This window comes from Acinetobacter sp. UBA1496, assembly GCF_002324975.1.
In the GTDB taxonomy this organism is placed as follows: domain Bacteria; phylum Pseudomonadota; class Gammaproteobacteria; order Pseudomonadales; family Moraxellaceae; genus Acinetobacter; species Acinetobacter variabilis.
This window is the reverse complement of record NZ_DCRI01000107.1, coordinates 47,520-60,675: the sequence shown is the minus strand read 5'-3', so window position 1 is coordinate 60,675 and position 13,156 is coordinate 47,520. Positions and strand designations below refer to the sequence as shown.

General features: G+C 44.3%; 12 protein-coding genes and 4 tRNA genes. 13 read left to right on the top strand and 3 right to left on the bottom strand.

The genetic code is table 11. From position 1 onward, the window contains the following. The first annotated feature begins 23 nt into the window (after nucleotides 1–23). A complete protein-coding gene (locus B3143_RS13630; protein ID WP_004784828.1) occupies nucleotides 24–1,016 on the top strand; it encodes an outer membrane protein assembly factor BamD in 993 nt (330 codons plus the stop codon). Between the two features lie 196 nt (nucleotides 1,017–1,212). Further along, complete coding sequence (locus tag B3143_RS13625) at nucleotides 1,213–3,117, top strand: DNA primase (protein ID WP_004784830.1); 1,905 nt, start codon at nucleotides 1,213–1,215, stop codon at nucleotides 3,115–3,117. 70 nt (nucleotides 3,118–3,187) lie between these two features. Here B3143_RS13625 and hemA read toward each other — a convergent pair whose 3' ends face one another. Then, a complete protein-coding gene (gene hemA, locus B3143_RS13620; protein ID WP_286740912.1) occupies nucleotides 3,188–4,471 on the bottom strand; it encodes a glutamyl-tRNA reductase in 1,284 nt (427 codons plus the stop codon). 78 nt (nucleotides 4,472–4,549) lie between these two features. Between hemA and B3143_RS13615 the strand changes: the two genes are divergently transcribed. The 11 genes from B3143_RS13615 to panD all read left to right on the top strand — a co-directional run bounded on the left by B3143_RS13615 (nucleotide 4,550) and on the right by panD (nucleotide 10,647). Further along, on the top strand, nucleotides 4,550–6,253 hold the full coding sequence (locus tag B3143_RS13615) for a tetratricopeptide repeat protein (protein ID WP_004784833.1): 1,704 nt from the start codon (nucleotides 4,550–4,552) through the stop codon (nucleotides 6,251–6,253). A 16-nt stretch (nucleotides 6,254–6,269) separates the two neighbouring features. Continuing rightward, nucleotides 6,270–6,848, top strand: a complete 579-nt coding sequence (gene lolB / locus B3143_RS13610) for a lipoprotein insertase outer membrane protein LolB (protein WP_004784835.1) — start codon at nucleotides 6,270–6,272, stop codon at nucleotides 6,846–6,848. Nucleotides 6,849–6,869: 21 nt separating this feature from the next. Further along, complete coding sequence (gene ispE, locus B3143_RS13605) at nucleotides 6,870–7,700, top strand: 4-(cytidine 5'-diphospho)-2-C-methyl-D-erythritol kinase (RefSeq protein WP_034590165.1); 831 nt, start codon at nucleotides 6,870–6,872, stop codon at nucleotides 7,698–7,700. Then, nucleotides 7,699–7,773: transfer RNA gene (locus B3143_RS13600), tRNA-Gln, on the top strand. The genes ispE and B3143_RS13600 overlap by 2 nt, the downstream gene beginning before the upstream one ends. A 26-nt stretch (nucleotides 7,774–7,799) precedes the next feature. After that, a tRNA-Gln gene (locus B3143_RS13595) sits at nucleotides 7,800–7,874 on the top strand. A 20-nt stretch (nucleotides 7,875–7,894) separates the two neighbouring features. After that, a tRNA-Gln gene (locus B3143_RS13590) sits at nucleotides 7,895–7,969 on the top strand. A gap of 91 nt (nucleotides 7,970–8,060) precedes the next feature. After that, nucleotides 8,061–8,135, top strand: a tRNA-Gln gene (locus B3143_RS13585). Between the two features lie 36 nt (nucleotides 8,136–8,171). Next, nucleotides 8,172–9,125 carry a ribose-phosphate pyrophosphokinase gene (locus B3143_RS13580; RefSeq protein WP_004784839.1) on the top strand — a complete coding sequence of 318 codons (954 nt, stop codon included), beginning with the start codon at nucleotides 8,172–8,174 and terminating at the stop codon, nucleotides 9,123–9,125. Between the two features lie 100 nt (nucleotides 9,126–9,225). After that, nucleotides 9,226–9,522, top strand: coding sequence for a 50S ribosomal protein L25 (gene rplY / locus B3143_RS13575; RefSeq protein ID WP_004784841.1), 297 nt, complete (start codon nucleotides 9,226–9,228; stop codon nucleotides 9,520–9,522). 19 nt (nucleotides 9,523–9,541) lie between these two features. Further along, nucleotides 9,542–10,123: an aminoacyl-tRNA hydrolase gene (pth, locus tag B3143_RS13570; RefSeq protein ID WP_004784843.1), complete on the top strand. Its 582-nt coding sequence runs from the start codon at nucleotides 9,542–9,544 to the stop codon at nucleotides 10,121–10,123. 143 nt (nucleotides 10,124–10,266) lie between these two features. Next, nucleotides 10,267–10,647 carry an aspartate 1-decarboxylase gene (gene panD, locus B3143_RS13565; protein ID WP_004784844.1) on the top strand — a complete coding sequence of 127 codons (381 nt, stop codon included), beginning with the start codon at nucleotides 10,267–10,269 and terminating at the stop codon, nucleotides 10,645–10,647. Nucleotides 10,648–10,715: 68 nt separating this feature from the next. Here panD and B3143_RS13560 read toward each other — a convergent pair whose 3' ends face one another. Together B3143_RS13560 and B3143_RS13555 are read right to left on the bottom strand one after the other, a co-directional pair. Then, nucleotides 10,716–11,279 carry a GDYXXLXY domain-containing protein gene (locus B3143_RS13560; protein ID WP_004784847.1) on the bottom strand — a complete coding sequence of 188 codons (564 nt, stop codon included), beginning with the start codon at nucleotides 11,277–11,279 and terminating at the stop codon, nucleotides 10,716–10,718. Further along, a complete protein-coding gene (locus B3143_RS13555; RefSeq protein ID WP_004784848.1) occupies nucleotides 11,276–13,081 on the bottom strand; it encodes a DUF2157 domain-containing protein in 1,806 nt (601 codons plus the stop codon). The genes B3143_RS13560 and B3143_RS13555 overlap by 4 nt, the downstream gene beginning before the upstream one ends. Between the last annotated feature and the right edge of the window lie 75 nt (nucleotides 13,082–13,156).

Genomic DNA, 13,156 nt, shown 5'->3' with positions numbered 1-13,156 from the left:
CCCGTATTAACAGAGGAATTTTTATGTCGCTACCACATTATAAAATGACAATGCTTGCTGTGACGTTAGGCATTGCATCGGCAATGGTAGGCTGTAGCAGTAATCCAAAAAAAGAAGTCGTGGACAAAGGTCCAGAATCTAGCGAACAGGTTTATATCCAAAAAGCGCAGAACGCGCTAGATCGCAAACAATATACTGATGCAGCAAAACAGCTCGAAGCACTGGAAACCTATTATCCAACCAGCCAGTATGCACCGCAGGCGCAACTGGAACTGCTCTATGTCAAATTCCAACAAAAAGATTATGAAGGTGCAGTCGCACTGGCAGAACGCTTTATCCGTCTGAATCCGCAACATCCAAATGTCGACTATGCTTACTATGTTCGTGGTGTAGCGAATATGGAGCAGAACTATAATGGCCTGCTGCGTTATACCTCACTAAAACAGTCGCACCGTGATGTGAGCTACCTGAAAGTGGCTTACCAGAATTTTGTCGATTTCATTCGTCGCTATCCATCAAGTACCTATGCTGTAGACGCTGCACAGCGCATGAAGTTTATCGGTCAGGAACTGGCAGAAAGCGAAATGAATGCAGCCCGTTTCAATATTAAGCGTAAAGCATATCTGGCTGCTGTTGAACGTGGTTTATGGGTAATTGAACACTATCCACAAACTCCACAGATTCCAGAAGCGCTGGCAACCGTTGCTTACGGCTATGACAAGGTAGGTGACAAAGCCACAGCACAGCAATATATCGAAGTACTGAAACTGAACTATCCAGGTCTGGTGAATGCTGATGGTACTGTGAACCTGCGTGCAGCACGTAGTGAAGGCAGTTTCTTCAACCGTGCGACTTTGGGTATTTTCGGTAAAGAAGCCAAAACCGTGACCGATACGTCTAGCCAGTCGTCTGAAGTCCAGGCAGAAAAACGCAGTCTGACCAATCGTATGACGTTTGGCCTACTCGATCGTCCTAAAACTAATGAAACTGAGCTACCTGAACCGACTGCTGAATAAGCCAACTGTTACAGGTGCATTTTTGCGAAGGGCAAGTTATCATACTTGCCCTTTTGCATTTTCTGAGCAATGCTTGAACAAATTGTACAAACAGGTTATACCAATTAATTCATCTATAGCGTTGGATGAATCATCCTACTCTTAATTTTCAATGATTTAACACCTAAATAACGCAGCACGAGAAGCTTAGCAAACCATGGCCATTCCTCAACATACGATTGATCAGATTCTCGATCGCACCGATATTGTCGATGTGATTGGTCAATACGTGAAACTAAAAAAAACTGGCCGTACTTATTCCGGCTGTTGCCCTTTCCATCAGGAAAAATCGCCTTCTTTCCACGTGTATCGTGATAAGCAGTATTTCCACTGCTTTGGCTGTCAGGCCAATGGTAATGCCATCCGTTTTTTAATGGATATTGGCAGCCGTAATTTCATTGAAGTGATGAAAGACCTGTCTAGCCAGACCGGGATTGAACTGCCTAAAGATAATAAAGATTCCAACCGCTTAAAATACAAACGCGAAGCCAAACCGAAACCGATTGCAGCACCACCAGCAAAAACTGCGGATACATCTACAAATCCAGCGCCTGAACAGTCTGCTTATTTTGATCCATTTGCTGAAATTCAGGCACCTGAAGCTGAATTTTATACAGATGACCCTTTTGCTGCTTTTGAGCAAATGCCTGCAGCAGAAGCACAAGCAGATGGCAACTTATACGACCTGCTGGAGAATATCGCGCAGTTTTATGAGCGCCAATTACCCAATAGTCCAAGTGCCCAGCAGTATTTTAAACAGCGTGGTCTGACCGCAGAAACGATTGCCTACTGGCGACTCGGGTATGCACCGGAAGACTGGCAACATCTGGAAAAAGCCTTTCCGCAGGATATTGAAGGTCTCAAACTTTTAGGTCTGATTCGTACTAGCGATAGTGGCCGGGATTTTGACCTGCTCCGTGATCGGGTCATCTTCCCGATTCGTGATAGCAAAGGTCGCGTGGTTGGTTTTGGTGGTCGTGCGCTGAATGACGAGATCAAACCGAAATATATCAACTCACCCGATTCAGAAGTTTTCCATAAAAACCAGTTATTGTATGGCCTGTATGAAGGTCGCAAGCAGAAAGCCCAAGACTGGTTAATGGTAGAAGGCTATATGGATGTCATTGCCTTGCAGCAATATGGCATTCATGGTGCAGTAGCTACTTTGGGAACAGCAAGTAATACTGATCACCTAAATATTCTGTTCAAGCAGAATAACCGGATTACCATTGCTTTTGATGGTGATGCGGCTGGACAAAAAGCGGCACGCCGTACTCTGGAAATTGCCCTACCCCTGCTCAATGATGGGCGTGAGCTAAAATTCTTTGTCTTGCCGAATGACCATGACCCAGACTCCCTGATTCGTCGTGAAGGCATTGAAAATTTCCGCCGCCTGCTGGATCAGGCACCGCTACTCTCTGACTTTGTCTTTGCCCATCTCACTCAGAATCATGATATTGCAACGCCTGAAGGTAAAAGTCAGGTGATGGGAGAACTACGTCAGCTAACCGAATTGTTACCCAAAGCTGGCTCATTCCGTTATCTGCTGCAACAGTTCTTTCGGGAAAAACTCGGTTTTAGCCGCAAATGGCAACCCAAAGTTAATAATGATGCATCTCTAAGCTTCAGTACTAAAATTGATGCCGAAGAATATGTCATTGCAATTCTGTTGAATCATCCATATCTGTATATCCATTTTGAACCATTACGCGCATTAGTCAGTGAAGATCAATTGCTATTCAAGATCCTGAATATATTTAATGTGATTTTCGATGAATTGCCGGATGATCCGGAACTGTCGACCTATTATGTACTCGGTGCCTGTGCTGCACATCATCATGAGTTACAGCATATCTTGCAACACGCCAATGTCAGCGATTACACCTCTTCTCCTGAGCAGGCAGACAAACTGGCGGCAGACTTCTCGATCAAGCTGCAATATCAGTGTCTACAACACAAATTAAAATCGAAAAAGTTTAGTAGTATTGCGGAGATGAAAAATCTCAAGATGCGGATTTATGAAATTGATAAAAAACGTTCCATGACCTTGCTCGAAGATTAAAAACCAAGAAATAAAAAAGGCGTTTATTTTAAACGCCCTTTAAATATCGGGAAGTTAACTCAATATCATCTTAATGTTTAACCTTACGGCGATGCTGTACCACGTCCTGTAAACTATTCTGTAGCATTTCAAAATAGCTTGGATCTTCAGCTTTGGCAGCTTCACGCAGCATGATTGAGGTGGGATGCAGAAGTTTTTGGGTCAAACGATGCGAAAATTCGGCCAATACTGTTTCAGCACTTTCACCTTTGGCAATACGTTGCATAGCAGTTGCCAGTTCTTCCTGACACAGGCTTTCCCCATAATCCCGATAAGCATGAATCATACTACCCGCCTTACGCAGCTTCTGCTGAGTGATCAACTCGGTCGCCAGTTGATTAACCATGACTTCCGCTTCGACCGCTGCCTGACGACGCTGCGCCAGGTTTTCATCGATCACGCTTTGCAGATCGTCTACGCCGTAGAGATAAACTCCATCCAGCTTTTCAACTTTTGGATCAATATCACGTGGGACAGCCAGATCGACCAACAGCATTTGCTGGTAACGGCGCTTCTTTAAAGCGGCTTTAACATCCGGATAGTGAATAACTTGATGCAAACTGCCGGTACAACTAGAAATCACATCTGCACGATGCAGGTTTGCTGCCAGCTGATCAAAATCAATAATTTCTACATCTGCACGATGCGCAATTTCCTGCGCCAAATTCTCTGCACGAGCACGAGTGCGGTTACAGATAATGATTTTTCCGACGCCCATTTCTGCCAGATGTTTGGCCACCAGAGTGTTCATTTCCCCGGCGGCTACCACCATCACAGTCAATTGCTCAGGTCGGCTAAATACTTGCAATGCTAATTGTGCGACTGCATAACCCATTGATACTGCATGACTACCGACCGCTGTTTCCGAGCGCACACGCTTGGCCGCATAAAAGGCATATTCAAAGATACGATTCAGGTTTTGCGAAACGGTCTTGGATTCTTTGGCAAGGGAAAGTGCAGTTTTGACCTGTCCCAGAATCTGCGGTTCACCAAGCATCAGGGAGTCGAGACCACTGGCGACACGCATCAGATGAGTGACGGCTTGCGCATTCTCATAGCGATAAACGTGATTCTGCAATTGCTTGGAATCAATACCATTGGTCTGGGCGAGCCAGTTCAGCACCATGTCGACATTGTCCGACATAGCGTAAACTTCAGTCCGGTTACATGTAGACACCACCACCATATCATTCAGTACAGGGTGCTGGCTTTGCTCGGCAAGTAAAATGCTTAACTTTTCAGGGTTAAAAGCAATCTTTTCGCGCAGCTCTACAGAGGCAGTTTGATGGTTGACACCCAATGCAAAGAAAGACATATCAGGTCATCATTTCACTAAATTTATGCTATTGTGCAACATCGGTGTCATAAAAAGCATTACTTGGATAAAGAAAAATTGCGTCTAACAACTAGCCGTATAAACGGCCCTACCATTAAGCAATATTCTACCACATTCTTGCTGGTGGTTAGCATGGCTTCAACTGCTCATCTTTATGCAGCAGAAGCAGTTTACCATGCAAATCAAAATTATGATGCGATAAAACAAAGTATGATAGCCGAGTTCGCACTCGCCTATCGCGATATTCCAAACGCTTTACACAACTATACTGTGCTGGCCATTAAAAGCAATTCCACCGCGGTTAAACAGCGCGCGCTCAATATCGCCCTCGAACATGAAGACCTGAATGCAGCGCTGGATATTTCTACCCACTGGGTCGTCCAAGAACCGCAAGATGTTCCGGCATTATTCTATCTGGCACATATTGCTTTAAAAGCGCATGAGTACGAACTGGCGGCAGAAACGCTAGAAAAGATCCTGAAAATTGATGATAACGCCGATCTGGAAGAAATTCTGGCCGGGATTGCCCCGGATGAGCCAGATGACCGTGAATATTTAATTCAGGCTCTAAGTACCAGTAAAGCTAAAGACAATCCTTCGATTCTGGTGCTGGTCGCCGGTCTGGAAGCACAAAAAGGTCAGTTAGAGCAGGCTCTCAATACCATCAACCGTGCATTAAAAAAACGTCCAAAGTCGACTGGCTATATCCTAATGAAAGCCAATCTGTTGGCAGCATTGGGTAACAATGAGGAAACGCTGAAATGGTACGAGAAGGCCAGTCGCAAACATCGCAACAACATGGATATACGTCTGGCTGAGGTCAAATACCTGATCAAGCTGAATGAAGCTGAAAAGGCCTTACAGAAACTAGAAACGATCCTGAAAAAATCACCACAACACGAAGAAGCGTTGTTTATTGCCGGCTTAACCAGTATTGACCTGCAGCAATATGAACGGGCCGAAAAATATCTGGTGGAGCTCCGTTATTCGGCTCAGTACCAGAATGAAGCCTATTACTATCTGGCGGTCAATGCAGAACGCAAACAACATTATGAAACTGCCAAAGCCTATTACCGCCTGGTGGATGGCAGCCTGTATACGGTCTCACGACGCAATATCATTGCTATCTTTGCCGAGCAGGATAAACTGCATGATGCGCTGCGCTTTCTGACTCAGGAACGGGTCAATTATCCGCAACATGCCAGTTTCCTGTATCTGGCTCAGGCGGATATTTTGAAACGCATGAATAATAAGAACGCAGCGATCCGGATTCTGGAAGAAGCCAGCAAAAACCTGCCGGATGATCCGGAACTGGTCTATGCTCAAGTCTTATTGTTAGATCCACATGAAGATCGTGATCAACTGGATCAGCTGTTAAAAACCCTGCTTAAAATCGAGCCGAATAGTCCAACCTATCTGAATGCTTATGCCTATACGCTGGCTCGTCAAAATCGTCGTCTGGATGAAGCACGGCGCTATGCTGAACAGGCACTGGAATACGCACCAGAACAGGCTTCTATTCTGGATACCTATGGCTACATCTGTTACCTGCAGAATGACTTTGCCACAGCTGCCCAGGTGCTGCTTAAAGCCTATGAATTAAATCCAAGTGCGAAAATTGGTGTCCGTTATGCACGTTCGCTTTATATGAAAGGCGATCTACAACAATTCCATCAAGTGTTACAACAATTACAACAAAACCATCCAAATGACCCAGAATTAAACCAACTTAATTCGCTATTGTTAGCACCACAATCCTGAACGAGTCCATTCTTTTATGCGCAACATAAGTACTTTAGGCTGCTGTTTCCTTGCTTCTACTGCCCTACTCATGAGTGGCTGTCAGCAGATGGTTCAGCAAAAAGCTCCTGTCACGCCATCGGTACAGGCTAAAAACCAGTTCCAGCTGCAAGGTAAAATCGGGGTACGAACACCTCAGCAAAGCGGCAGTGCCTTTTTTACCTGGGTTCAGCAGCAGGAAGAGTTTGATATTGAACTGACTGGTATTTTAGGTGCCGGAAAAACCCAGATTTCAGGTACTCCTGGTCAGGTAACTTTGAATAGTGCCAAAACCGGCCTGATCAAGGCAGCAACAGCAGAAGAATTACTGCAACGTGCAACCGGCTGGCAAGCTCCGATTAGCCATTTAGTCGATTGGGTACAGGCACGTCCCGCGACACAATCTGCCCAGATCCAGAAAGACAGCTCACAGCGTATCAGCCAGATTATTGAACAAGGCTGGACGGTAGACCTCAGTTATAACCAGCAGGCAACTGTTCCAAACCGCTTGATTTTAAAGCAGTCGCTTGAGAATGGGGGTGAAAACCGTATTACAATGGTGATTCAAAACCGTTAACTGGTCTGATGCAAGCCTATGATGATTCGTGTTCCCTCACCTGCAAAACTGAATTTGTTTCTCCATATCACCGGTCGTCGTCCGGATGGTTATCACGAGCTGCAAAGTATCTTTCAATTGATAGATTTGTGTGACTGGCTAGAGTTTGAGCAAACAGATGATCGGCAGATTCAGATTGAAGGTTTGTCCTCAGTCGATCTGGAACAGAATCTCATCTATCGTGCAGCGCAGATTTTGCAGCCTTATGCCAAAGCGCCTTCTGGTCTGATCATTCGACTGGAGAAAAATATTCCTATGGGTGCAGGTCTTGGTGGTGGCTCATCCAATGCCGCAACAACCCTGATTGTGCTGAATCAGTTATGGTATTGTGGCTTAAATTCCGAGCAACTGGCAGAGCTCGGTGTCAAACTGGGCGCGGATGTGCCCATTTTTGTTCATGGTCGCAATGCTTGGGCTGAAGGTATTGGTGAACACTTAACATTCATAGACTTAGATCAAAAACAGTTCATTGTGTTAAAACCTGACTGTTTTATCAGCACTCAACAGCTTTTTTCACAAAAAACGTTGACAAGAGACACGAAGAGCTCTAAATTTTGCGCCTATCAGATAAAGCCATCTGATTTCGGAAATAACTTTGAGCCAGTGGCAAGAAGCCTATATCCAGAAGTCGATGAGGCAATGCAATATCTCGACCAGTTCGGTGTTGCAAAGCTTACAGGTACAGGTGCTTGTGTTTTTATCGAGGTAACTGATGATATGAATGTGACCGACATTCTTGAGAATGCACCATGTAAATCTTACCTGGTGAACAGTCTGCAAGAATCGCCATTACATCATTTCAAGGTTCAATAGGGGTATCGCCAAGTGGTAAGGCACCGGGTTTTGATCTCGGCATCCGTTGGTTCGAATCCAGCTACCCCTGCCATTATTCACCTGTAGATGTACTGTATTAGGGGTATCGCCAAGTGGTAAGGCACCGGGTTTTGATCTCGGCATCCGTTGGTTCGAATCCAGCTACCCCTGCCATCTTACAGTTCATCAAATTTAGGGGCGTCGCCAAGTGGTAAGGCACCGGGTTTTGATCTCGGCATCCGTTGGTTCGAATCCAGCCGCCCCTGCCATTTTCTCGAAAAAAGACAGAACATCATTTGCTGTAAGACTGTTAATTTACCTTGACACAATACCGCAAAAATATTAAAGTTCTGCCGCATTAGGGGTATCGCCAAGTGGTAAGGCACCGGGTTTTGATCTCGGCATCCGTTGGTTCGAATCCAGCTACCCCTGCCATCTACTTCCATACATACCAACCGCCAAGGGTGCTTCATGCCCAATCTTGTCGTTTTTAGTGGAACCGCGCATCCACAATTCGCTCAAAAAGTCGTAAGTCACTTACATATTCCTCTAGGCGCTGCCTCTGTAGGCCAGTTCTCTGATGGCGAAATCGCTGTTGAGATTACTGAAAATGTTCGTGGTAAAGACGTATTCATCGTACAACCTACTTGTGCACCGACCAATGATAACCTGATGGAAATCCTGGTCATGGCTGACGCGTTACGCCGTGCAAGTGCTGGTCGTATTACTGCCGTGATTCCTTACTTCGGTTATGCCCGTCAAGACCGTCGTCCCCGTTCAAGCCGTGTGCCGATTACTGCAAAAGTTGTTGCAGATATGCTGACCACTGTAGGTATTGACCGTGTGGTGATGATTGATCTTCACGCCGACCAGATCCAAGGTTTCTTCGATATTCCTGTAGACAACATCTACGGTACGCCAGCCCTACTTGCTGACTTACGCCAACAACAGCATCATAACCTGATGGTTGTTTCTCCTGACGTAGGTGGTGTAGTTCGTGCTCGTGCTGTTGCGAAACAGATGGGTGATATCGACCTGGCGATCATCGATAAACGTCGTCAAAAAGCGAATGAATCACAAGTGATGCATTTGATTGGTGATGTGAAAGATCGTGACTGTGTGATCGTTGATGACATGGTGGATACTGCTGGTACGCTTTGTAAAGCTGCTGATGCGTTGAAAACTTTCGGTGCCCGCAAAGTGGTTGCTTACGCGACTCACCCAGTATTGTCTGGCAAAGCACTCGAAAATCTGAAAAATTCTGTGATCGATGAGCTGGTTGTGACTGACACCATCCCTCTTTCAGAAGAAGCTTTAGCTCTTGGCAAGATTCGCCAGGTTTCAGTTGCAAGCATGGTTGCTGAAACAATTCGTCGTATCAATAACGAAGAATCTATTAGCGCAATGTTCGATTCTTATCTATAATAGTGCGCTGAATTTCCAAAGCCCTGCCATTTGGCGGGGCTTTCTATCACCGGATCGGTCGCAGGTCCGGTTCATTTAAAACTTAAATAGGATGTCTATCATGGCAAACTTCGTATTAAACGCAGAAGCACGTGAAGTAGCACAGCAAGGGAAAGGTTCGAGCCGCCGCCTTCGTCATGCTGCTAAAGTTCCAGCTATCATCTATGGTGGCGAAGCTGCTCCTGTAGCTGTTTCTCTTGAACTTCGTCAGCTTGTTAAATTCTTAGAAAGCAACTCATTCTTCGAAGAAGTAATCGAAATTGATGTAAACGGTAAAGTTGAAAGCGTTAAAATCCAAGCGTTACAACGTCACCCAGCTAAAAACACTCCAATGCACGCTGACTTCAAACGCGCATAAGTGTTAATGGTGTAGATTAGTGTCAAATATTTCACTGATTGTAGGTTTGGGCAACCCAGGTTCTGAGTATGCTCAAACCCGCCATAATGCAGGCTTCTGGTTTGTAGAACGCCTTGCAGATCAATATGGCATTAGCCTTAAAAAAGACCCTAAATTCAATGGATTCAGCGGTCGTGGCAATATCGAAGGTCAAGACGTCCGTCTCCTTCTACCTACAACATTCATGAACCTTTCCGGTAAAAGTGTTATTCCTTTCGCCAAATTTTACAATATCGCACCCGAATCAATCCTGATTGCCCATGATGAACTGGATATGAATCCAGGCATTATTCGCCTGAAGACTGGCGGTGGTCATGGCGGACATAACGGTTTACGCGATATCGTGCCGCATATCGGTCCGAACTTTCATCGTCTACGCATTGGTATTGGTCACCCAGGTTCTAAAGACCGTGTTTCTGGTCATGTCCTGAGTAAAGCACCAAGCAGTGAACAAGAGTTAATGGACGATGCAATTGCCCATGCACTTGCTCGCGCCAAAATGCTGGTGAACGGTGAAGTACAACAGGCAATGAATCAAATCAATGCTTATAAACCGAACTAAACATTCATAAATTGCTGGACAATTCCGCTTGCCTTGCTGGCCATTTAGGCGCAAAATGCGCAAGCCTACTCACTTATCCAGTGTCGTAGAAATTGATTCAACCATAAGATCAAAGTCTTAGGTCAACTAAGGGGACGCTAGCCATGCTATCTCGTTTATTAAAATGCAAAATTCATCGCGCTTTTGTTACACATGCAGAATTACACTATGAAGGTTCATGTGCAATTGATGGCGTTTTGATGGATCTAGCTGGCATTCGTGAATACGAAGAAATTCATGTTTGGAACGTGACCAATGGTAAGCGTTTTACTACTTATGCCATTCGTGGTGAAGATAATTCAGGGATTATTTCTGTGAATGGTGGTGCTGCGCACCAGGCTGATGTTGGCGATATCGTAATTATCGCAACATTTGGTGATTTCACTGAAGCTGAAGCCAATGCTCATAAACCACGTCTGGTTTATGCCAACCCGGATAACACTGTGAATCACACTGCAAATTGCATTCCGGTACAAGTTGCCTAAGCTGGTTCTACAAGATTCTAAAAAGCTCGCTTCTTGCGGGCTTTTTTTATGGGTTGATTAAAATAAAACTAATTCCCCTGCCACCAGCTTTTTCGGTTCTCACAGTTTAAGGACTTAAGATTTTGATCTACCAGGTCGGCTAACAAAGCTTCTCCATTTTCTTTTAGCTTTAATTCAGCGAATTTGGCATCGCGATAACAAGGCTCAAGTCCTTCGGCAAACATAAAACTGTTGGTAGCCGGATATAAGCCTTCAAAGGTATTCTGCGGATTTTTCAGAATTAATTGCGCTGAGCGTGGCTGATCTAACGCACTTCGATCAAAACTGGATCTGACAACTCTTCCTTTCTCATCAAGCTGTACATAGCTTAGTACACGGGACTGATTTTCGAAATCTTGAATACTGATTTTAGGTTCTGATTGTTCTAATCTCTTCTCCGCTGCTAGTGCACTAAAATGCAGATCATAATTCAGCGCCATATAATCGCCTTGCAGAATTGATCGCGGATCTGCTGGTGCCAGTTCTACATAAATACTTTGGCTATCTCGAAGATGCCATTCATGTTGCGCAATCAATCCACAAAATAAGGCGATACTGAAAATAGCCAGATGCAAAGGAAGAAACTTTTTCATCTTGCCTCTCCTTCCTCATGTTGTAGTTTTGACTCCTTTAAAATATAGGTCAGTAACAAGACCAGTATCCCTGAAGCAAAGATACTAATACTTTTAAACAGAAAGCTTAAACCCAGATTGTAATACAGCATCCATAACCAGAAGATCAGCAATAAAATGGTAAGTGTCTGTATAAGTCGTTGCTGATAAACTACTGCCCATGCCATAAGCAGCATAATGATAAAAATCTCAAAATAGCCCAACAGAATAAGTAAGATGCTAAATACAGGAATTAACCAAAGCCATTTTTCATTAAATTGCTGCCAGTTTTGCCAAATAAAACTCAGTAGTAATAAGCTCGGAAAAACATAAAACAGCAGAACGTGGTCAAAGCTGATCTGCCCGATGCCCTGCCAGTGCTCTAATCCAGTCACCGATTGAACCACGGCTGAACCTGTCAACATAGCGATGATCCAGAGCAGAATACTTTTCTGATAAATTGAGGACTGCCAATATCTAGCGGTTAGGAATAGCCCGATATAAATGACATAGTTCAAGCTTAGAGCAAGCGTGATTACAATATCATCATGCTTAAAAGAGTTCTCTAATGCCAAAACGACAATTGCTAAAGCATGAGCTATCAAGAGTTGTAAGGTCAGAATGAACCAGTGCATCCGTTTGATCACAGTCAGAGCCAGCATCATTAATTGCAACAGCCACACTATAAACAGACTATTGGTGAGCAGTTCCGTATGAATTAATACCGCAGCTTGCCCGCAAACCCAAAGACAATAGGCAAACTGGCGTAAAAATATGGAATTCTTTTGACTTAATAATTTCCAAGCGATACCAATAAAAATGAGACCTAAAACAATTGAAACCGCTTTCCAATAGGTCAGCAATAGGATTGCCAGAATAATCCCAGCAATCCAGGCACCGAGTGCCAAAGGAATGACGGAGAATTTGGTTTGAGGAAATATTTTCTTGAGCGCAAAACTGATCAGCGCAAACCAGCCAAAGATCAGCATTGCCAAGATAAATAAACCAGCTGCTGAATTGGTAAGCCGATCGTCCAACAGTTCAAACAGCCATAGGCTCACACTGGCAGCCAAGCCTGCAATCAATAAAATGGTTTCTAATGCCTGATGCTTACGATAAAAATAAAATGCAGCACCTGCTGGTAGAACAACTGAAGAAGCCAGATAGATCAGCTGAAAATGATGGGTAAACTGCATCATACTGCTGATCGAAATCATGATGATGAATGCAATAAACAGATATCGCAGCAACGGGTAATAACGTATGACAAAGGCAAAACTAATGGCTGTAAGTAGATTCAAAGTCAGTAGATACAACCCTTCTGCCCGTATCATCCAGAAACTTTGTTTAAAGTAAAAATACAATGCCAGCTGAGTGACCACACAAAGCATGGCAAAAATACCGATATTGGATCGATATAGCCACGGCAAGAGTAATACAGCCCAGAGCAGAAATAACTGATAACTATCGGCACCAGTCTGATAGATCTGCCCAATCACAGCCAGACTTAAGCCCAGCATCAGGCCAGACAAGGTATCCAGACTCTGTCTGATCCATTCCCGCTGATTAAAGTAAATACTGGCTATTGCACTACAGACTAAAACCAGCATTGGAATTGCAAGTTGAACCTGATTCGGTAGCATCCACCAGTTCGCAGCCATTAAATACAGCAAACTGACTGCAATCAGCGCAACGCCCAAAATATTGAGATAACGCAAAACCTTTGCATCACAAAACAGCAAGGGAGAAAATGGATTATTATGGATCAGCTCGGTTTTCTTCATTGTCTGAATGATTGATCAATTTCTATTCTTAATAGCAACATAACATGTTTCCAGTTTTTTGCTAAAAGGCTGTAG